The organism is Nocardia veterana NBRC 100344, from assembly GCF_000308855.1.
GTDB classification, from domain to species: domain Bacteria; phylum Actinomycetota; class Actinomycetes; order Mycobacteriales; family Mycobacteriaceae; genus Nocardia; species Nocardia veterana.
Genome location: NZ_BAGM01000073.1, coordinates 135643 through 156597 on the forward strand (window position 1 = coordinate 135643; position 20955 = coordinate 156597).

The following is a 20955-nucleotide window of genomic DNA, read 5'->3' on the forward strand; positions in this document are numbered from 1 at the left end:
CGCTTCCGGATTTCCTGGCCTGCGGGCTTCTAAGGTGGCGGCATGTCCGACAACGAGCGGAACACCCCGGCGGCGGCGCCGGTGGCCCCGACCGGATGGCGCGGCCGCTGGCATCGGTTCCGGCACTCGCCGTATCTGCCGGCAACGGTGCTGGTGTTCATTCTGGCTATCGCGGCCGGACTGTTCGCCGGCTCCTACACCTACATCCTCGCCAATCCGACACCGCACCGGATCCCCGTCGCGGTCGTCGACGCGGGTGCCGCGGTACCGGCAGCCGACCAGCGCTTCCTCGACACGATGAATCAGGCGCTGAACGGCTCGTTACATCCGCTGCACTACGACACCCCGGCGGCGGCGCGCGAAGCCGTCGAATCGCAGCGGGTGTTCGCGATCCTGGACCTGCGCACCGACGCGCGGATCCCGGTCGATGTGTCGGGTGCCTCCGGTTCGTCGGTGGCCCAGGTGGTCACCACCGCGGCCGGTGAGGCGAGCCGCCGGACCCGGATACCGATCGCGGTGACCGATATCAACCCGCTCCAGCCGGGTGATCCGCGCGGCTTGGCGATCTTCTACATCACCCTGGCGGCGGTGATCATCGGCTTCGTCGGCGCCATCCAGCTCGGCGTGCACGCCGGGGCGTTGAACGCGGCGCAGCGGATCGGGTTCACCGTCGCCTACGCGACCCTGGGCGGGTTCGCGATCTCCGCCGTGGTGGACTGGTGGCTGGGCGCGCTGACGCTGCCGTTCCCGCAGTCGTGGGGAATTCTGGCGTTCACGATGTTCACTTCGGGCATGATCTTCTCGATGTTCAACGCGCTGTTCGGGCGCTGGGCGATGATCCCGACCTGGGGTGTGATGGTGCTGCTGGGCAACCCGTCCTCCGGCGGCGCGGTATCGTGGCCGCTGCTGCCGTCCGTACTCGGCACGATCGGCCGCTGGCTACCTCCGGGCGCTTCGGTGAACGCCCAGCACACCGCGGTGTATTTCGCCGGCCACCAGCACATCTTCCCGTATCTGGTGCTCGCCGGGTGGGCGCTGGTCGCGTCCGCGGTGTTCTGGGTGTGGCGGGACCGGCGCGGCGATGCGGGCGACCCCGAGGACGCGCCCGACTCGGATCGATAGTTCAGGCGGACTGTTCGATCACCGGCCGCGCGAACCCGCCCGGCACCGCGGCCAGCAACTCCCGCGTGTATTCGTGCTGAGGATCATCGAACAGCGTTGCTGTGGGCGCCGTTTCGACGATCCGGCCCTGCCGCATCACCGCGACCCGGTCACTGATGCGACGCACCACGGCCAGATCGTGGGAGATGAACAGATAGCTCAGCTCGAGCTCGTCGCGCAGTCGCTCCAGCAGCGCCAGGATCTGCGCCTGCACCCCGACATCGAGCGCCGACACCGGTTCGTCCAGGACCAGCACCTCCGGCCGCAGCGCCAGCGCCCGCGCGATCGCGACACGCTGGCGCTGGCCGCCCGACAGCCGCTCCGGCCGCCGGTCCGCCACCTCGGCCGGCAGGGCGACCTGATCGAGCAGTTCGGCGACCCGGGCACGGCGTTCGCGGCGATCACCGATCCCGAAGGCTTGCAACGGTTCTCCCACGATCGTCGCGACACTCAATGTCGGATTCAGCGACGTGTACGGATTCTGGTACACCACCTGGACGCGTCGGCGGAATTCCCGCAGCCCGGCACCACGTAGACCCGCGACATCGCGGCCGTCGAAGCGAATGCTGCCCGCATCGGGCGCCGACAGCCGCGCCAGGATGCGAGCGGTGGTGGTCTTGCCGGACCCGGATTCGCCGACCAGGGCAAGCGTTTCGCCGCGATCGAGATCCAGCGACACGTCGTCGACCGCATCCGCGCGCACGCCCCGCGCGATCCGGAAACTCTTGCGCAGACCGGTCGCCACCAGCAGCGGGCGTTCGGCACGCGGGCGCGTTCGGCGCGCCGGTGTCTCGGCGCTGGGCGCGGCGGCGAGCAGCTCGGCGGTGTATTCGTGCTGCGGATCGGTGAGAACTGCTGTGGTGGTTCCGGTTTCGACGACCCGGCCGTGGCGCATCACCACGATCCGATCGGCCCGGTCCGCGGCCACCGCCAGATCGTGGGTGATCAGCAGGACCGCGGTGCCGAGTTGCGCGGTGCGCTCGGCGAGGTGATCGAGGATGCGACGCTGCACGGTGACGTCCAGGGCGCTGGTCGGTTCGTCGGCGATCACCAGTTCGGGTTCGCAAGCCAGCGCGATCGCGATCAGCACCCGCTGGCGCTGCCCGCCGGACAGATCCTGCGGATACTGCCGCGCCCGCACCTCCGGCCGGTCCAGGCCCGCCTCGGTGAGCAACCGCACCGCCTCCAGCCGAGCTGTCCGACGATCCGCGCGGCGGTGGATGCGCAACACCTCCGCCACCTGATCGCCGATGCGCTGCACCGGATTCAGCGACGTCCCGGGATCCTGCGGGACGAGCCCGATGCGCGCACCCCGAAGCCCACGCAGGGTGCGCTCGGATGCGGTGTCGAGCCGGCGGCCGTCGAAAACGATCCCGCCGCCGGATATCTCCGCTGTATCGGGCAGCAGGCCGATGACGGCATGGGCGAGGGTGGACTTTCCCGACCCCGACTCGCCGACCAGCGCCACGGTCTCCCCACGCCGGATCTCGAGCGTCGCACCGGAGACGGCGTCCACCGCCGTGCGGCCGTAGCGAACGTGCAGATCATCGACCCGCAACAAGGTCTCGTCGCTCATCGGTCCTCCTGTGTCCTGCGGGGCACCCGCACCCGGTCGGACCGACGAGAAGCTGCGCCAGTGTGTCTCATCGGTCCTCCTGTGTCTTGCGGGACACCCGCACCCGGTCGGACCGACGAGAAGCTGCGCGAGTGTGTCTCATCGGTCCTCCTGGTTCCCGATCGCGCGGCCGATGCGCTGGGCGGCGAGCACCACCGCGACGATCACCAGGCCGGGCAGGGTGGTCATCCACCAGGCGAGCACGAGATAGTTGCGGCCCTCCGAGATCAGCGAACCCCATTCCGGGGTGGGTGGCGCGGCCCCGTAGCCGAGGAAGCTCAGCGAGGAGATCGCCAGGACCGCGACACCGAATTCCACCGCGGCCAGCGCGGCGACCGGCGCGTAAGCGGTGCGCAGGATGTGGCGCAGCAGCACGGTGTGCCAGCGCACCCCGGACGCGAACGCCGCCTCCACATAGGGCGCGCGGCGGACCCGCAGCACCTCCGCGCGCATCACCCGGGCGAACCGGGCGATCAGCGCCACCCCGACCGCGATGGCCACATTCCGGGTACCCAGCCCGAGCACGGTGATGAGCACCAGTGCCGACAGTAGTTCCGGGATCGCCAGCAGCACATCGATTCCGCGCATGACGACGGCATCGACGGCGCCGCCGAGCGTGCCGGAGACGAGACCGATCGCCGAACCGACCACCAGCCCCAGCAGCACGGCACACACGGTCGCGGTCAATGTCAAAGCCGCCCCGTGCGCGACCCTGGTGTACAGGTCGCGACCGAGATTGTCGGTGCCGAACCAGTGGTGCAGGCCGGGCCCGCGGAATTTCTCCGCCGGCACTCCCGCTCGCGGATCGTCCCCGGCGAGCAGCGACGGTGCGACCGCCCAGCCGAGGACCACGATCAACACGAGGACCGACACCACCAGTCCGGCGGTGGCACGCAGGCGTTTCGGCGGCAGCGCCCGCCGCACTCCGGTAATCCGGACGGACGCGGGTGGCGCGATGAGCAGGGTGTCAGACATGAGCGCCCACTTTCTCGCGAGCGACGGCGACCCGCGGATCGAGCAGCGGGTAGACCAGATCCACCGCCAGATTCACCACCACGAAGGCCAGCGCGGCGATCAACACGATCCCCTGCACCACCGGAATGTCTTGATGCAACACCGCGTTCTGGGTGAGCCGGCCCAGTCCACCGCGCGAGAATACGGTTTCGACGACCACCGAACCGGCCAGCACCGTGCCGACCCACAGTCCCGCGACGGTCAGCGCGGGTCCGGCCGCCGCGCGCAGCACGTGCCGCCACTGCACCCACAGCCGCGAGGCACCCTTGGCGAAGGCCACATCCACGAACGGCTGCCGCCAGGTGGCAGCCAGACCGCTGTAGAACACCTGCGCGATGACCGCGCCGACCGGCACGGCCAGCGTGATCGCGGGCAGGATCGTGCCGCTGAATCCGGTGCCGCCGAAGGCCGGCACCAATCGCAACCGGAACGAGAACAGTTGCAGCAGAAGCAGTCCCACCCAGAACGTGGGCATCGCCGCGCCGATCGGCGGCAGCGCCGTCAGCAGATTCCGCAACCACGGCCGCCGGGTGTAGGACGCGGCCACGGCCAGTGCGGCGCCGACGACGATCGCCAGCAGCAGCGCCAGACCGGCCAGTGCCAGGGTCGAGGGAATCGACTGCGCCAGCGCGCCGGTGACGGTTTGCCCGGTGTTCAGGGAGCGGCCGAGATCACCGCGGACCGCGTGGGTGAGTGCGGTCCAATACTGTTCCGGCACCGAGCGGTCCAGCCCGTATCTGGCCTTCAGTTCCGCGATCGCGGCCGGATCGGGAGGCACGCCCGGATCCGCGTCGACGGCCAGCTGCACCGGATCCGACGGCAGCAGGAACAGCACGGCGAAGGAGATGGTGAACGCCGCCCACAGCACCCCGACGGCCTGCAGCACGCGCACGATCACATACCGGGTCATCGAATTCATCGCTTGCTCAACCAGGTGTCGTAGAACTGCAGGCGCGCCGAGGCCTCGAACTTCAGATCGTGCACCGCGCCGGACACCCCGATCGCCTGCGACAATTCGATGGTCGGCACCCACAGCCCGTTCTCGATCACCGATCGCTGCGCCTGCCCGATGATCCCCGCCCTGGCCGCCGGGTCGGTGGTCGACAGCTCGTCGGCGAGCGCCTGGTCCAGCGCCGGAATCGGTCCGCGCTGGTTGAGGTTTCGCTGACCGCGGCCGAACGTGGTGCGCAGGATGTCGCCGTCGGCGCGGGTGGTGTTGAAGTAGGTGGCGTCGAAGTCACCCGAGTTCTGCCGCGCGGTGTACTCGGCGACGGGCGTCAGTTCCAGCCGGATATCCACCCCGATCTTGCGCAATTGCTGCTGCACCAGCTCCAAGGTCGCCTGATTCGCGGCGAACTGCGCACCGAACAGCACACCGAACGACAGCCGCCGCCCGTCCTTGACCCGGATCCCGTCGCCACCGGGCACCCATCCGGCCTGGTCCAGTATGCGGCGCGCCTGGTCGGGGTCGTAGGCTATCGATTTCGAAAGGTCCACGTAGCCTGGGGTTTTCGAGGCCAGCGGCCCGGTGGCGGGCCGGAACTGCGGCCCCAGTACGGTGTCCACCAGCTGCCGGCGGTCGATTCCGTGCAGCAGGGCCTGGCGCACGGCGGAATCCGACAGCGGTGCGCGGCTCACATTCGGCTGCAGCCCGAACGGAACGCCGGGGTTCGAATCGAACTGCACCGTGGCGCCCGCGGCCTCGAGTTGCGGAACATCCTGGGGCAGCGCGTCACTGACGGCGTCGAGCTGATTCGACGACAGGCTGCCGGTCCGTACGCCGGCCTCGGGGACGACCGTGAATTCGATCCGATCCAGGTACGCCTCACCGGAATGCCCGAACACCGCCGAACCCCACCGATATCCGGGACGCTTGACCAGTGTGGCGGAGGCATCCTGGCGATATCCGGCGTAGACGAACGGTCCGCTGCCGATATTGTCGCCGAGGCAACGCTGCTCGGCCGGTTTCGCGGTGGTCGCGTCGGCGAGGATGCCCAGCTGCGGGGTCGAGGAAGCCTGCAGGAACTGGGCGTTCGGCGCGTCGAATCGAACCTCGGCGGTGAGTGGATCGACCACCGTGGTGCCCGCGTATCCGGACAGATAGCTCGCGCCCAGTGGGGCTTTCGCCGCGGTGAGGGTGTGCACGACGGCGTCGAAGTTCTTCTGCACCGAGGTGGCGGTCAGCGGCGTGCCGTCGCTGAACGTGACGTCGGGCCGCAGATGGAAGGTGAAGGTCTTCGCGTCCGGGCTCACCTGCCAGGACGTCGCCAGCCACGGCTTGATCTCCCCGCTCGCGGGGTCCTGGTCGGTGAGCGAATCCACGATCTGGCGTGTCACGTACAGGGTTTGGTTGGTGCCGGCCTGGGCCGGGTCCGAGCAGGTCGGCGCCTGCGACAGACCGTAGCGCAGGGTGCCGCCCGGCTGCGGAGGCCCGGCGTCGCCGCCACCACCGGAGGTGTTCGAGCAGGCGGCGATCGCCAGCGTCACGGTGACCGCGAGCGCCGGCGAGAGGATTCGTTTCATTCGGTGGCTCCGGGTGGATCGATACGGTAGCGGTCGGCGCCGATCGGACGGCTGGGAACGGTTCGGCGCAGCTCCGGCGCCACCTCGGCCTGGAACAACTCGAGGCTTTCCCGGTGCTGCTTATCGGTGAGCCCGTCGCCGTCGGCGCCGAGGTGGATGACCTCGTGGCCCAGCCGCGCGTGATAGCGCCCGAGCTTGTCGAGCACCTGCTGCGGGCTCCCGACGACCGCCGAACTGCGTTCGACGAAGTCCTCCACCGACGTGAAGACCTCCGGCACACCGAATTTCCGGGCGGCGGCACGGCGGGCCTCGAAGATCGGGCGATAGGTGTCGAGCGCGATGCGGGAATCACGGGCGACGTAGAACCCCGCCGTCCCGGCGCCGACCAGCGCGTCGGCGGGGTCGTGGCCGTGCGCCGCCCAGCGCTCGCGGTAGTGATCGACCAATTCGGCGTACGGGTCGATCGGATAGGTCACATTCGCCGAGAACAGTGGATCACCGTGGCGCGCGGCCAATTCCACGGACTCGCGGCTGGTGGCGCTGCCGTGCCAGATCCGCAGTTCCGGCTGCAGTGGCCGGGGCAGCGTCTTGGCGCCGGACAGCGACGGCCGGAACCGGCCGTTCCAGGTGACGTCGTCGCTGCGCCACAGCTGCCGGAACAGTTCGTAACCCTCGCGATTGCGGTCCCACTGGTCCTCGGTGGTGACGTGGAACAGCTTCGCCTGCGCCGCGCCGTTGCCCTTGCCGACGATGAGTTCGAGACGGCCGCCCGACAGATTGTCCAGCGTCGCATAGTCTTCCGCGGCCCGCACGGGATCGAGCAGGCTCAACGTGGTGACCCCCGTGAACAACGCGATCCGTGAGGTCAGCGCCGCGATATGGCTGAGCACGACCGGCGGCGCGGCCGACAGGAACGGGTCTTCGTGGCGTTCTCCGACCGCGAACCCGTCGTAGCCGAGCGTCTCGGCCAGCCGGGCACTGTCGACGACGCGCCCCAGACGTTGCGCGGGTGATTCGAGGACGCCGGTCACCGGGTCGGGCTGGTGGGTGATCAGCGTCAGCAGCAGGAATTTCATGCGGGCACAGCACCGATCTCGGGGCGCGCGCTGTAGCCGGACCGTAACGGGGTGTATCCGGCGGTGCGGCCGAACCGGTTACGGCGCCGCGTGACCTCGGCCGGGTAGGTCGGATACTTCTCGAACGGATGCGCGAGCAACCCGGACGGGTGCGCGATCGTCCGCTCCAGCGGGGTGTATCCCGCCGACAGGTAGAGCGCGACCGCCTCGGGCTGTCGCGGACCGGTGGTCAGGAAGATGCGCCGGTAGCCGCGCCGCAGCGCCTCGGCCTCGAGTTCACCGAGCACCACCGTCGCCAGGCCGCGGCGACGATGCTCGCGCGCGGTCCAGATGCGTTTCAGCTCCGCGGTGTGTTCGTCGTAGCGGCGGAAAGCGCCGCCGGCCACCGGTTCGCCGTCCTCGACGACCACCAGCAGATCACCGTGCGGCGGCGCGAATTCGTCGGCCGGGTGGTTCACCAGCTCCGCGTGCACCTCGCCGACGCTGCCGCCGTAGCGGCCGGCGTATTCGATGGCCAATTCGGCCAGCAGCGGCGCGGCCATCGGATCGGTCTGGCGAACGTGAAAGACGTTGCGCACCATGTATTCCTCCATCGGTCCCGGCGGTAGCACCCACATCCACGCGGGGGGTTGCTGCGATGTCGTCGAGCCGGGTCTCTCGATCGCTCTGGATGGGCGAAACGTCACGGTATGGGAATTCCGGTGCGCGGTCAGCACTCTCGATCGCGCTGAATCGAACCCTTGCCGGGGTGGCTGTCGAAGACTGTGATTACCGGTGTCGCACCGACCCGGCGATGCCACGTACCACCGGTTCCGGATCCCACACTCCCGGCCGCCCGAGGGTCAGCGGGTAACAGGCCAGCCCGAGCAGTACCGCACTGAAATGCCCTATGTCGGTGAAGGTTCGGCTCGTGAATACCGGAATCGCGTAGAAGACGAGCACCCCGAGCAGATACCCGTACCGCCACGGCGTCGCGATCCGGTACACCAGCACCGCGACAACCCCGGCCAACGCGTAGCTGACACCGTAGTCCAGGGTGTTCACCGCGGATTCGGGTGCGTGCCCGTGTCGAATGGCCCAATACAGCACGCCCTCGCTGAGGTAGGTCGCGCCGACGTGCGCGATCACCACCACCGCCAGCCAGCGCAGCGTTCCGAGCCAGCGTTCGGCCTGGGCGTGGAAGACGGTGTAGCTGACCGCGTACCCGAACCAGCCGCCGCCGGCGAGCCAGAAGGCGCTGGCGATCAGCACGTGCACCGGATCCTCGCGCAGATGATGCAGATTGGTCGAGCGGTTGCCCAGCAGGGTCTCGGCCTGATCGGGGGACAGGTGCCGGATGACGAGCGTCGACGCCAGCAGCACGGCCAGCCAGATGTAGGTGCCGGGCGCGCGCCGGATGTAGTCGGCGACCGCGGCCGCAGCGGTCCGCCACCGGGTGCGCTCTCGGCTGGGCATGGTCACCTTCCTCGACGGGTCGCGACGATCGCTTCACTATGAGCCCCCGCTGCCGCACCGCAATCACCCGTCGCGGGTGAGTCCTCCGCACTCGAACGCCGAATGCCGCGAATGCGGCAAAACACCTGGTCCGGCGGTGGGTGGGCGCGCGCCGGGCGGCCACGGCACGTACTCTGCTGCTGCGGTGCGACGTCGGTAGTCGGGGTGGGCACCGGAGGGTGCTGTGTCCCGGGTGGGCGCCGTGCATGCGAGTTCGAGACAGAGGCGGTGAGGACGTGCGCAGGCGTCGATCTCTCCTGGCAGTGGCGGTACTGACGGCGATCGTCGTCCTCGTCGGCGGATGCGGCGGCTCGGGTGGCGACACCTCCTCGGCCCCCGTGTCGAAGGGTCCCGACATCACCGCACCCGCGGCGATCGAGGTGCCCGCGGCCGAGCACGGACCGCTCAATCCGGCGACGCCCATCGTGGTGAATTCCGCCGACGGCATGCTCACCACGGTCACGGTCACCGATGGGGACGGTAGAACCGTCGCCGGCGATTTCGCTGCCGACCATCGCAGCTGGACCTCGAAGGATCCGCTGAACTACGGGATCACCTACCGGGTCGACGCTCGAGCGGTGAACCTCGCCCAGGTCGCGACCGGCAAGACCGTCACCGTCACGACGATCGACGCCGGCCACAAGGCGTACGCGAATGTGGTGCCGGCGCCGGATCTGGTCGCGCAGACCGGGATCGGCGTGGGGCAGCCGATGGTGTTCCAGTTCACCCAGCCCGTGGCGAACAAGGCGGAGGTGCAGAAGCATCTGAAGGTCACCGTCACCCCGCCGCAGCCGGGCGCCTGGTATTGGGTCGACGACAAGGACGTGCACTATCGCGCCGAGCAGTACTGGCAGCCGGGCACCAGGATCCATATCGAAGCCGACGTTTTCGGTCTCGACCTCGGCGACGGGGTGTTCGGCGCCGAGAACAACAGCGCCGACTACACCGTCCACGACGCCTGGGTCGCCAAGGCCGACGGCAGTACCGAACAGCTGACGATCTTCCACAACGGCGCGCAGGTGAACCGGATGCCGATGAGTCTCGGCTCGCCCGGATTCCCGTCCCACGAAGGGCCACACGTCATTTCGGAGAAGTCGCCGTCGATCATCATGGACTCCTGCAGTTACGGGGTCTGCGCCGGCCAGCCCGGGTACTACCGCGAGAAGGTGGACCTGGACGAACGCATCTCCAACGACGGCGAATTCGTGCACTCGGCGCCCTGGTCGGTGGGACAGCAGGGGGCCAGCAATGTGTCGCACGGCTGCGTGAACCTCTCACCCGACAACGCGCAGTGGTTCTTCGACCACTTCGGCGTCGGCGACGTCGTGGAGATCACCAATTCGGGTGGTCCGCCGTTGCCGGTGTGGGACACCTACGGCGACTGGGAGGTGCCGTGGAACGTGTGGCAGGCCGGTAACGCGAGCAGCTGATCCGGCGGGCGCGGCAGCTACCATCGGACCATGTGGGCAACCGATCTGCGAATCGTCCCGGTCCTGGCCGTATTGGCGACCGCCGTCGCCTGCGCATCCGGAAATTATTCCACCCCAACGGATTCCGCATCAGCCGCCCCCGTCGGCCACACCTACCTCTCCACCGATGTGCACGGCCCGCGAATCCCCGGCGACGGGCCGCTCCGCCTCACCTTCACCGAGGGCCGGCTCAGCGCCACGGCCGGCTGCAACACCCTCATGGGCTCCGCCGACCTGTCCGGCCACACCCTCCGCACCGGCCCCCTCGCCAGCACCCGCATGGCCTGTGTGGGTGACCGCGCCGGCGCCGACGAATGGGCCACCGCACTCCTGCAGGCAAGCCCGACCTGGAGTCTCGACGGAACGACACTGACGTTGAAGACCACCGACCGGACCGTGAGGTTGCAGGAGTCGCAGCCCGCGGGATGAGGGCCGCGGTCACGGCATGCTCGTAGCGAGCGTACGACCGTGAGCGGCTCGGCGGACCGGCCGCTGGTGAGCGTCCGATCCCGCCGTCCCGCACGTGCGCGAGCGCTCGCCGGACCAAGTTTCACCTGGCCCCACAAGTTCTCCGTGGTGGCCATCGGTAGGGCTGTGGCGGGCCGAGACGGCAGCGGGGCGAACGTTCGCCGGAACCTGCGGATAGCGGAAAGGGAACGGCGTGCGAGCATGCTCGACATGGCGATTGCTGTGGGATCTATTGCTCACCTCCGGCTCACCGTGTGTGATATCGGCCGGTCGCGGGCCTTCTACGAGAAGGTTTTCGGCTGGCCCGTCGCGCTGGAGGTTCCGGCCGATGCGGATCAGGAGACGCGCGAGCGGCTCGGCTTTCTCTACGGCGGAGTGATCTACCGGATGGAACAGGGCATGATCGGGCTGCGGCCTGTCGGTGCCGACCGGTTCGACGAGAATCGGGTCGGTCTGGACCATCTCGCGTTTCCTGTCGCATCCCTCACCGAATTGCAGGCCGCAGCGGAGCATTTGGACGCCTGCGGCGTCGAGCATGGGGACATCAAGGATATCGGTGTCAGCTACATCCTGGAGTTCCGAGATCCGGACAATATCGCGCTGGAACTCGTCGCACCCAAGTAGTAGCGAGTGGGTCGGACGGCCACGGCGCTGCCTGGCGGAGGTGAGTGAGGTGGTCATGACCAACCGCGCTGCGGATTCGATCGTCCCAGGGAGCTTCGCGACCGCTCCGGAGCCCTACGCGGCGCACTCGATCGGCGACATCGTTCGCATCTGGGCGCAGCGGATTCCGCACCGGGCCGCGTTCATCACCACCGACCGCTCGACCAGCTGGAGCGAATACGACCGGTCGGCGGACGTGATCGGTGAGATGCTGCGCTCGACTCCCGGCGGCCCGCGGTCGCGGGTGGCGCTGCTGCTGCCGGACACCGCGGCAGTCCACGCGGCGCTGTGCGGGTGCTACCGGGCGGGACGTATCGCCGCGGCCGTCGGGGTGCGGTCGGGCGTGCGTGAGATCGCGCACGTGATGCGCCGGACCGACGCGTCGACGCTGGTCACTGTTCCGGAGATTCGCGGCCGAACGTGGCAGGCACTGGTCCGGGAACTCGAGGCCGAAGATGTGATGCCGAGCGAGGTGGTCGTGGTCGACGAGCAGACCGGCGCCGTCACGCGGCACCGGACCGACGCGGCGCCGAAGGCCGAGAACTCTTCCGGCGGTGCGTTGTTCACCCCGTCGCAGGTGACCATCCTCAACTCGACCTCAGGGACCACCGGTACACCCAAGATCGTCGCGCACACCGAGCGACGATGGACGGCCTTCGCGCGGGAGGCGATGGTGGGCGCCCGGATCGGGCCGCAGGATGTCATCTGCTCGGTGGTCCCGGCGCCGTACGGATTCGGCCTGTGGTCGGCGCATTTCCTGCCGGCCCTGCTGGGCGTACCGGCCGTCGTCACCGCACGTTTCGATGCCGAAGAGACCGCGATGCTGATCGAACGTGAGCGCGTCAGCGTCTTGTGCTGTGTCAGTACGCAATTCAAGATGCTGTTGCGGTCCGGGGCGGTGGATCGGCACGACATGTCGAGCCTGCGGGTGCTCTACACCGGCGGCGAAGCGGTGCCCTATCGTGACGCCCGCGCGTTCGAGGACGCCACCGGCGCCAAGGTGCTGCAGTTCTACGGCTCCAACGAGAGCGGTGCGGTCAGCCGCACCACCGTCGACGACGACGCCGACACCAGGCTGCGCACCTGCGGCCGCACCCTCGCCTCGATGAACGTCCGGGTACTCGACGACACCGGCGCCGAGGTGACCGGGCCGGTCCGGCGCGGCCGGCCCGCGGTGCGTGGGCCGCTCGTCTCGGCCGGCTATTGGAACGATCCGGTGGCCGACGCCGAATTGCGCACGCCGGACGGGTGGACCTTGCTGGGCGATATCGTCGAGATCGACGAATCCGACCGGGTCCGGGTGGTCGGGCGCACCTCGGATTTCATCATCCGGGGCGGTAAGAACATCTCGGTTACCGAGATCGAGGATGTGGTTCGGGAGCACGACGCGGTGTCGGACGTCGCCGTCGTCGGTATTGCCGACGAGCTGTTCGGCGAACGGGTCTGCGCGGTGGTGGTTCTCGTCGACGGCGCGACCCTGGACACGGCCGCGCTGTCGGATCGGCTCGCCTCGCGCGGGGTGACCAAGGAGTACATCCCCGAATACGTCGTGGTGGTCGACCGCCTCACACTCGGTCCCGGCGGGAAAACCGACCGGGCGGCGGCGCGGGATACGGCGATGCGCAGGATCGGGTCGCGGTGATCGGGATCGAACTTCCCGATCTGCCGGTTCGGGCCGCACTCGATCGCGTCGTCGGCACCGTGGCCGCACACGGCACGGCGGTTCTGGTCGCGCCGCCGGGGACCGGGAAGACCACCCTGGTGCCCCTGGCGCTCGCGACCGAGACCACCGGGCGGGTCCTGGTGGCCGAGCCGCGGCGCTTGGCGGCGCGTGCCGCTGCCGCGCGGATGGCGGCACTGCTGGGCGAACAGGTGGGGGAGAGCGTCGGCTACTCGGTCCGGGGCGATCGCCGGGTGGGCAGGCGAACCCGGATCGAGGTGGTGACGTCCGGGTTGCTGGTGCGCCGCCTGCAGGACGATCCCGAACTGTCGGGGACGGATGTGGTGATGCTCGACGAATGCCATGAGCGGCACCTGGACGCGGATCTGCTGCTGACCCTGCTGCTGGATGCCCGGGCCGGCCTGCGCCCGGATCTGCGGATCCTCGCCACCTCGGCAACCGTTGCGGCCGAACGGCTGTCGGCGCTTCTCGGCGGCGACGAGCCGGCGCCGGTGCTGCGAGTCGAAGGACGCGCCTATCCCGTGGACACCACCTACGTCGCGCCGCTGCCCGGGGAACGGATCGAGGCGCAGGTCGCCCGCGCCACCCGGATCGCGCTCGCCGAATCCGACGGCGACATCCTGGTATTCCTCCCCGGCGCGGCCGAAATCCGAAGAACCACAGCACTTCTGGACGACCGGGACGGAGTCGACATCGTCGCGCTGCACGGGCGGTTGTCCGCGGCGAGACAGGACACCGCATTACAGCCCGGGCCGCGGCGCCGGGTGGTGCTGGCCACGGCGGTGGCGGAATCGAGTCTGACGGTGCCGGGTGTGCGCGCGGTGGTGGATTCCGGACTGGCGCGGATACCGCGCATCGACCGCGCTCGGGGGATGTCCGGGCTCGCCACGGTCCGCGTCTCGGCCGCGGTCGCCGACCAGCGGGCCGGGCGGGCCGGGCGGGAAGCTCCGGGCCGGGTGTGGCGATGCTGGCCGGAATACGAACACGCCACCCTGCCCGCCTATCCGGAACCGGAAATCCGCACGGCCGACCTGACTCGATTGACCTTGGAGCTCGCCTGCTGGGGGACTCCGGACGGCCACGGCCTCACCTGGTGGGATCCGCCGCCGCCCGGCGGATTGACCGTGGGCCGGCAGGTCTTGCACGCGCTTGGTGCCGTGACCAGCGACGGCACGGTAACCGACCGCGGCCGGCGGATTGCCCGCATCGGGCTGCACCCGCGCCTGGCGCGCGCACTACTCGACGGTGCGGCCGAGGCCGGGGCGCGAACCGCGGCGGAAGTGGTCGCCGTCCTCGACGACGACACCCTGATCTCGGGTGTCGACCTCACCACCGGTTTGCGGCAGCTTCGCCGCGAACAGCCGGTGCGCTGGCGACGTGAGGTCGAGCGTTTGGCTCGATCCGTGGCGGGGGCGGAAGGGGCCGGCGATCCCGCTTACGTTGTCGCGCTGGCCCACCCGGAACGGCTGGCGCGCCGGCGCGGCCCGGGCTCGGCGAGTTATCTGATGGCCGGTGGCACCGCCGTGACGCTGCCGCCGGGCTCCGGAACGGGTGATCCGGAGTGGCTGGCGGTGGGTGTGGCGACCCGCGAACCCGGCCGCTCCGAAGGTCGTATCCGGTTGGCCGCGGCCGCCGACGAAGCTCTGGCCCGCAGCGCGGCGTCCCACCTGCTGACCACCGTCGAGGAGGTCGATTGGATCGACGGCGACGTCGTCGCGCGCCGGATCGAACGCTTGGGCGCGATCACCTTGTCGGAGAAGACCATTCACGACCCCGACCCGGAACTGCTCGCCGCCGCGGTGCGGCGTGGGCTGGCCTCGGCCGGGCCGGGCCTGCTGACCTGGGACACCGAGGCGACCACGCTGCGGCACCGCCTCGCATTCCTGCACCGCGCCCTCGGCGCCCCGTGGCCGGCGATGGACGACGAATCCCTGCTCGCCACCAGCGACACCTGGCTGGGACCCGAACTCGCCGGCGCCCGCCGCCGCGCCGACCTCGAACGCATCGATACCGCACGGGCAGTGCGCCGGCTCCTTCCGTGGCCGGAGGCCGCCCGCATGGACGAACTGGCACCGGAGCGGGTGGAGGTCCCGTCCGGCAGCCGGGTACGCCTGGACTATTCCGCCGATCCGCCGGTGCTGGCGGTGAAGGTCCAGGAAGTCTTCGGCTGGACCGACACACCCCGCCTGGCCGACGGCCGGGTGCCGGTCCTGCTGCACCTGCTCTCACCGGCGCAGCGCCCGGTCGCGGTCACCGCGGATCTGGCGTCGTTCTGGCGCACCGGCTGGGCGGGCGTGCGCGCCGATCTGCGCGGCCGCTACCCCAAACACGCCTGGCCGGAAGACCCCACCACGGTCCCCGCCCACCGCGGCACCGCCCGCAACGCCGGCCGCGGCCGCTGACGCCGGCGGCGCGACCCGTCGGACGCGCGACCCGTCAGACGAGTGGTCGAAAACCGCGCTCGGGGCCCTCGTAGATCCATCGGGCACCGTCGCCGTCGAGGGATTCGTAGATCGCGCCGGGCGGTAGCTCGGTCACCTCACCGGCGGCCGCGGCCGTCCGTAGCAGGTCCCGCGCCAGCCAATACGCGTCGGCGTCGGCAGGGGAGCGCCACCGCACCGGTTCCGCCGCGGCAGCGTGATGAGCCGGACGGGGATCGGGCTCTCCCAATGCCGGCGGCCGCCCGATCATGCTGCCTTCCGGGGCGGTGCAGTGCCAGGTGAGGATTCGGCGGGTGGTGTCGTGGTGTCCGCAGGCGAACAACGCTCGCGGGGCGCCGCAGACCGGGCACGGTCCCGGATCTGCCGGCGCGTGCACATGCAGCATCCAGTGCAAATCGATCACGCTATGGGCGCGTCCGGCAATCCGGTAGCCGATACCTGGACCGCCGCAATCCGGGCAGATCCCACCCCAGGCCGGGGCCGGTGCGTCGGTCTGCGTTCCGGGCCACCCCTGCGGCCATTCGGCCCGGCAGCGCTGACAGTAGATCTGGCTGGTGGCGCGGCCGACCCGGTCGTCCTCACCTCCGACCGTCCGGAATTGCGGGGTATCGCGCAACGGCCCGAGGTAGCCCGGATACATGCCGAAGCTCTCGCGATCCCATGCCTTGTATCCCGAGTGCGGCCAGAGCCGCCGGATGAAGTCGGTGACCGCCGGGAAACTCCATTCACCGCCACCCGGGGTGCGCAATCCCTCTCGGTTGAGTTGCTCCGCGATTTTCGCCGGATCGGATCCGGGGTCGTCGGCGTTCAACTCCACCAGTCTGCGCACACCGGGCGAATTCGCGCCGGGCACCGAGAAGTCCGCGGCCGCCAACCGCGCCGCACGCGCTCGCTCGAACTGTTCCCGCTGGGCCTGTTGCGCGGCGTGCGCCCGTTGCTGATCCGCACTGCCTTGCCACGGCGGGACGGAGCGATCCCCCATTACTCGTCGCGTCACTTCTCCGATCCTAAAGGCCTGCAGCACAGCCAATTCCGTCGGGTGTCACGCGCGACGCGGCTGCGGATCCGGTCGGGACATGCCGCGTATTCAGCGGATCGGCAAGATTTTCACCGCCCTTGACGGCAGGATGGCAGGTATGCGCGCACTGGTTCAGCTTCGACCCTCCGCCGATGTGATTGCCGCAGTTGCCGATCCGGGCATACCGGTAACTGCCGCCGAGGTGGCCGGCGACCTTCCCGGCTTCGTTCTCGACCATGCCTATACGCCGCTGTCCATTCCCGAGCGAGGGACCGCCGCGCAGGCGGCGCCGGCGGGTTCGGTGGTGGTGCGGGGTGAGATCGCCGACGACGACCGCGAGACGGCGGTGACGCGGCTGTCGGAAACGCGGGAAGTGGCAGGTGTTTTCGCCGATCCACGTATCGAGAACACCCTCACCTGTGGTGGCGATCCGGCGGTCGGCACCTGGCACGATGTGCAGACTCTGCTGCGCGTCACCGATTTCGCGGCGGCGGGTATGGACGGCGCCTCCGTCGCCCTGGCCGTCGTCGACACCGGAATCAACGCCGCGAAGGTACGCGACGCGCTCGGCGCACCGGTCACGATCGACACCGCGCGCAGCTGGAATCCGCCCGGTGTGAACGGGACGGCCGGACAGTTCCCGGTGGCGCACGGGTCGATGTGCGCCTTCGACGCGCTGCTGTCCGCGCCGCGGGCGAGCGTGCTCGATATTCCGGTGTTGCAGAGCAAGGCCCACGGCGGCACGGTCATGGACGGACTGCTGTCGGACGCGCTGGCCGCCTACGCCCATCTGCGCACCGTGCTCACCGATCAGCCCGAGGCCACCCGCGCTCTGGTGGTCAGCAACAGCTGGGGGGCGTTCTCGCCGGAGTGGGATTTTCCGGTGGGGCAGCCGGGGAACTATTCCGACAACCCGTCGCATCCGTTCAATGTCATCGTCGGCTCGCTGGAGGCCGCGGGAGCCGACATCCTGTTCGCCGCCGGCAACTGTGGGCGGGACTGCCCGGATTCGCGCTGCGCCTACCGGGAACGGCCGATCACCGGCGCCAATTCGCATCCGGGTGTGCTGAGTATCGCGGGGGCCGACACCAAGGGGCAGCGGGTCGGCTATTCCTCCCAGGGCCCCGGCCGGCTGACCGATCGTAAACCGGATATCACCGCCTACACCCATTTCCTCGGCTCGACGGTCTTCGGCGCGAACGACCCCGATACCGGCACCTCGGCCGCCTGCCCGGTCGCGGCCGGCCTGGTGGCGGCGATCCGCACGGTGTATCCGGCGAGCAAGCTGCCGCCGGCGCGGTTGCGCGAGCTGTTGCAGCGCACCGCGACCGCACAGCCGGGTGGTTACAGCTACGACTACGGCTACGGGGTGATCGATGCGGCCGCTGTCCTCGCGGAGCTGAAGAAATCCGACGTGCGCGCGTAGCGTGTAATCATGCCGCTGCTCACCATCCGGCTGCCCGAGAACGCCACGCTGGCCGCGGCGCAGCGCGCACTGCAGTTGAGTGACGACGAGGTCGATCTCGGATACGGCCTCATCGCCGTCGATCCGGCCCAGCACCTGTATGCCCTGCGAGTGACCGATACGGCCGCCACCCGAGTGGCGGCCGTATCCGGTGGGGCCGCCGATGTGTTCGCCGATCCGCGGATCGGCACCGCCGATTTTCCCCAGCACGATCCGGGAGACCAACCCGAGCTGCCGTGACCGGGCTCGATCGCCGCCGTGCGGGCGCGGCTCGCCGGAGGCGGGACACACGGGCCTGGATCACAGCATTCCGAGCGACAGCGGGTAGCGTGTCGCCGCGCAACACTGCTTCCGATCGACCCTGTGTGTCTCGAGTACCGATGGTTGGATATTTCGAAAGGAATTGTATGCCAAGGGATTTGACGCAGTTGCAGTTGCTCACGGAACTCGAACCGGTCGTGGCGGACAATCTGGACCGGCATCTGGCCACGGCGAAGGACTGGAATCCGCACGACTACGTACCCTGGGACGAAGGCCGCAATTTCGCCGCTCTGGGCGGTGAGGACTGGGAACCCGGACAATCTCGGTTGTCCCAGGTCGCCAAGATCGCGATGATCACCAATCTGCTCACCGAGGACAATCTGCCCTCCTACCACCGGACGATTTCCGAGCATTTCTCCAGCGACGGCGCATGGGGTACCTGGGTGGGGCGGTGGACGGCCGAGGAGAACCGGCACGCCATCGCCATGCGCGACTACCTCATCGTCACCCGCGGAGTCGATCCGGTCGCGCTGGAAAACGACCGGATGGTGCATATGACCCGCGGCGTGCACGCACCGGACGATTTCCACGGAGTCCTCGATCAGGTGGCGTACGTGACCATCCAGGAGCTGGCGACCCGGATCAGCCATCGCGCCACGGGCCGGGTGTGCGGTGATCCGATCGCCGACAACATGCTCGCGCGGATCGCGACCGACGAGAACCTGCACATGATCTTCTATCGCAACGTCGCGGGCGCCGCGTTCGACCTGGCGCCGGACCAGATGATGGAATCGGTGACCAAGATCATCAAGAGTTTCGCCATGCCGGGCGCCGGTATGCCGAATTGGCGGCGCAACGGGGTGCTGATGGTCAAGCACGGCATCTACGATCTGCGCCAGCACCTCGACGAGGTCCTCAATCCGGTGCTGCGGAAGTGGAATGTGTTCGGCCGCAACGATTTCACCGCTCGCGGCGAACGCAGCCGCGAGGAGCTCGGCGTCTACATGGAAAAGCTGGGGCGGGATGTGGTCCGCTTCGAGGAACAGCGCGCGCGCATTCTGGCCCGGGAAGCGGCCAAGGCCGAGGGCCGGGACCCGGTCCAGGTCTGAAGGAATATCCGAAGCGACGGTCCGCCCCCGGTGCGCGGCCGGGGGTGCCGCGCGCGGGCGGGGGTCGGCCTCAATAGCGCCAGCGCGAGGCAGCGGTGATCTGTTCCGGCCCGGCGTCGGCGAACAGCGCGATCTCCCCGCGCCGCACACCCGCGATAGTGTCGACGAGCTCCGCGCCGAAGGCGGCCCGCAGCTCGTCGTCGGATTCGAAGGCCGTCACCGCCGCCGCCAGCGTCGTCGGCAGCGGGTCGATACCGCGCGCCGACCGGGTCGGCTCGTCCATGCGCCCGGGATCCTCGGCGACGGGTTCGGGCAGCACGGCGCCGGTCCGCAGTCCCGATCTCCCGGCCGCGAGCAGCCCCGCCAGCGCGAGGTAGGGATTGGCGGCGGCGTCGAAGGCCTTCACCTCCACATTGGCGGCTCGCTCCCGTTCCCCCTCACTTCCGGTGACGTAGCGCAGCGCCGCTTCCCGGTTCTCCAGGCCCCAGCAGCGGAAGGCGCCGGCCCAGCTGCGCGGTCGCAGGCGCAGATAGCTCGCCACCGTGGGGCAGCCGAGGGCGAGCAGGGCGGGTAGATGGTCCAGGATGCCGGCCGCGAACCCTTCGCCGGCAGCGGTGAGTCCGAACGGGCCTGTGCCGCCGTACATCTGATTGACTCCGTGCCGCCACAGGCTCAGGTGCACGTGTCCGCCGTTGCCGACGGCGTCGGCGGCCGGCATCGACCCGAAGGCGGCGCGCACACCGTGTGCGGGGCCGACGGCGCGGATCACCTCACGCACCAGCACCGCGGTATCGGCGGCGTACACCGGATCGCCGGCGGCGACCGACAGTTCGAACTGGCCGCGTTCGTACTCGGGATGGATCTGCTCCACCGTGACCTCGCTGTCCCGCAGTGCCGTCACCAGATCGCCCAGATATCCGGCCAGCTCACTCACCCGGGCCATACCGTATGCGGGGCCGGTGGTGGCCGGTTCGAAGCGATCGGGGTTGTGCGGGTCGGCGCGGGAGACGCTCCATTCGAATTCGATCGCGGTGCGCACCTGCCACCCCTCGGCCCGCACCTCGTCGACGAGCCGGCGGAGCAGCAACCGTGGATCGCGCGGATGCGGAGTGCCGTTCTGGGTGTAGCGGTCACCGGGCGCCCAGGCCCAGCCGGGCAGTGCGGCCAGGACGGTGACGCGGTCGAGGTCGGGGTACAGCCGCAGATCGCCTACCGGACCACCGGCGAAATGGTCGGTCAGGATCGAGTCGTCGACCAGGAAGGCGTCGAAGACCGGCGAGGCGCCGACTCCCCAGGCGGCCGCGTGGGAGAACCGCTGTATCGGTACTGCTTTCACGCGGGCGATGCCGCTGGTGTCGATCCAGGTGATCGCCACCGCGACGATGTCGCGGGCGCTGAGTTCCGCGGCGACGACGCTCGCCCGATCCGCTCGGTGGTGGCGTTCGTCCAGGGTCAGAGCTTCCATGCCGGCTCCCAGCGGTGGTGGATCGGCGGCCG

The 20955-nt window shown here is 69.5% G+C and carries 18 protein-coding genes and 1 riboswitch; of the genes, 9 read left to right on the plus strand and 9 right to left on the minus strand.

What is annotated here, in order from left to right:
• The first annotated feature begins 42 nt into the window (after positions 1–42).
• Positions 43–1122: an ABC-2 transporter permease gene (locus ON37_RS12970; protein ID WP_051031530.1), complete on the plus strand. Its 1080-nt coding sequence runs from the start codon at positions 43–45 to the stop codon at positions 1120–1122.
• A 1-nt stretch (position 1123) separates the two neighbouring features.
• On the opposite strand, the gene ON37_RS12975 is transcribed toward ON37_RS12970, so the two are convergent.
• The 7 genes from ON37_RS12975 to ON37_RS13005 form a co-directional block, all read right to left on the minus strand.
• Positions 1124–2737 carry a dipeptide ABC transporter ATP-binding protein gene (locus tag ON37_RS12975; protein WP_040719342.1) on the minus strand — a complete coding sequence of 538 codons (1614 nt, stop codon included), beginning with the start codon at positions 2735–2737 and terminating at the stop codon, positions 1124–1126.
• Positions 2738–2875: 138 nt separating this feature from the next.
• Entirely contained in the window at positions 2876–3751 is an 876-nt protein-coding gene (locus ON37_RS12980; protein ID WP_083892947.1) for an ABC transporter permease, read from the minus strand.
• Positions 3744–4700, minus strand: coding sequence for an ABC transporter permease (locus ON37_RS12985; protein WP_040719444.1), 957 nt, complete (start codon positions 4698–4700; stop codon positions 3744–3746). The genes ON37_RS12980 and ON37_RS12985 overlap by 8 nt, the downstream gene beginning before the upstream one ends.
• 5 nt (positions 4701–4705) lie before the next feature.
• Entirely contained in the window at positions 4706–6313 is a 1608-nt protein-coding gene (locus ON37_RS12990) for an ABC transporter substrate-binding protein (RefSeq protein WP_040719344.1), read from the minus strand.
• Complete coding sequence (locus ON37_RS12995; RefSeq protein WP_040719345.1) at positions 6310–7389, minus strand: LLM class flavin-dependent oxidoreductase; 1080 nt, start codon at positions 7387–7389, stop codon at positions 6310–6312. Before ON37_RS12995 ends, ON37_RS12990 begins: the two co-directional genes overlap by 4 nt.
• On the minus strand, positions 7386–7982 hold the full coding sequence (locus ON37_RS13000; RefSeq protein WP_083892956.1) for a GNAT family N-acetyltransferase: 597 nt from the start codon (positions 7980–7982) through the stop codon (positions 7386–7388). The genes ON37_RS12995 and ON37_RS13000 overlap by 4 nt, the downstream gene beginning before the upstream one ends.
• Positions 7976–8066: riboswitch (SAM riboswitch) on the minus strand. (Overlaps the previous gene by 7 nt.)
• A gap of 91 nt (positions 8067–8157) precedes the next feature.
• On the minus strand, positions 8158–8844 hold the full coding sequence (locus ON37_RS13005; RefSeq protein WP_040719347.1) for a rhomboid-like protein: 687 nt from the start codon (positions 8842–8844) through the stop codon (positions 8158–8160).
• Positions 8845–9089: 245 nt separating this feature from the next.
• On the opposite strand from ON37_RS13005, the gene ON37_RS13010 reads away from it, so the two are divergent.
• The 5 genes from ON37_RS13010 to hrpB all read left to right on the plus strand — a co-directional run bounded on the left by ON37_RS13010 (position 9090) and on the right by hrpB (position 15566).
• Positions 9090–10313, plus strand: a complete 1224-nt coding sequence (locus tag ON37_RS13010; protein ID WP_083892948.1) for a L,D-transpeptidase — start codon at positions 9090–9092, stop codon at positions 10311–10313.
• 30 nt (positions 10314–10343) lie between these two features.
• Complete coding sequence (locus ON37_RS13015; RefSeq protein ID WP_051031531.1) at positions 10344–10781, plus strand: META domain-containing protein; 438 nt, start codon at positions 10344–10346, stop codon at positions 10779–10781.
• A gap of 249 nt (positions 10782–11030) precedes the next feature.
• Positions 11031–11444 carry a VOC family protein gene (locus ON37_RS13020; RefSeq protein ID WP_040719350.1) on the plus strand — a complete coding sequence of 138 codons (414 nt, stop codon included), beginning with the start codon at positions 11031–11033 and terminating at the stop codon, positions 11442–11444.
• A 55-nt stretch (positions 11445–11499) separates the two neighbouring features.
• Complete coding sequence (locus tag ON37_RS13025) at positions 11500–13125, plus strand: class I adenylate-forming enzyme family protein (protein ID WP_040719449.1); 1626 nt, start codon at positions 11500–11502, stop codon at positions 13123–13125.
• Positions 13122–15566 carry an ATP-dependent helicase HrpB gene (gene hrpB / locus ON37_RS13030; RefSeq protein ID WP_085997283.1) on the plus strand — a complete coding sequence of 815 codons (2445 nt, stop codon included), beginning with the start codon at positions 13122–13124 and terminating at the stop codon, positions 15564–15566. Before ON37_RS13025 ends, hrpB begins: the two co-directional genes overlap by 4 nt.
• Before the next feature lie 34 nt (positions 15567–15600).
• Here the strand turns inward: hrpB and ON37_RS13035 are convergent, their stop codons facing one another.
• Complete coding sequence (locus ON37_RS13035; RefSeq protein ID WP_157171448.1) at positions 15601–16602, minus strand: hypothetical protein; 1002 nt, start codon at positions 16600–16602, stop codon at positions 15601–15603.
• 139 nt (positions 16603–16741) lie between these two features.
• On the opposite strand from ON37_RS13035, the gene ON37_RS13040 reads away from it, so the two are divergent.
• The 3 genes from ON37_RS13040 to ON37_RS13050 all read left to right on the plus strand — a co-directional run bounded on the left by ON37_RS13040 (position 16742) and on the right by ON37_RS13050 (position 19458).
• Positions 16742–18049 carry a S8 family serine peptidase gene (locus tag ON37_RS13040; RefSeq protein WP_040719453.1) on the plus strand — a complete coding sequence of 436 codons (1308 nt, stop codon included), beginning with the start codon at positions 16742–16744 and terminating at the stop codon, positions 18047–18049.
• Between the two features lie 9 nt (positions 18050–18058).
• Positions 18059–18328 (plus strand): hypothetical protein, encoded by a 270-nt coding sequence (locus tag ON37_RS13045; RefSeq protein ID WP_051031532.1) that lies wholly within the window; start codon positions 18059–18061, stop codon positions 18326–18328.
• A 167-nt stretch (positions 18329–18495) separates the two neighbouring features.
• The gene (locus ON37_RS13050) at positions 18496–19458 is read left to right on the plus strand and encodes an acyl-ACP desaturase (RefSeq protein ID WP_040719354.1); all 963 of its coding nucleotides are present in this window, start codon (positions 18496–18498) and stop codon (positions 19456–19458) included.
• Positions 19459–19528: 70 nt separating this feature from the next.
• On the opposite strand, the gene ON37_RS13055 is transcribed toward ON37_RS13050, so the two are convergent.
• On the minus strand, positions 19529–20923 hold the full coding sequence (locus ON37_RS13055) for a type I glutamate--ammonia ligase (RefSeq protein WP_040719456.1): 1395 nt from the start codon (positions 20921–20923) through the stop codon (positions 19529–19531).
• Positions 20924–20955 lie beyond the last annotated feature (32 nt).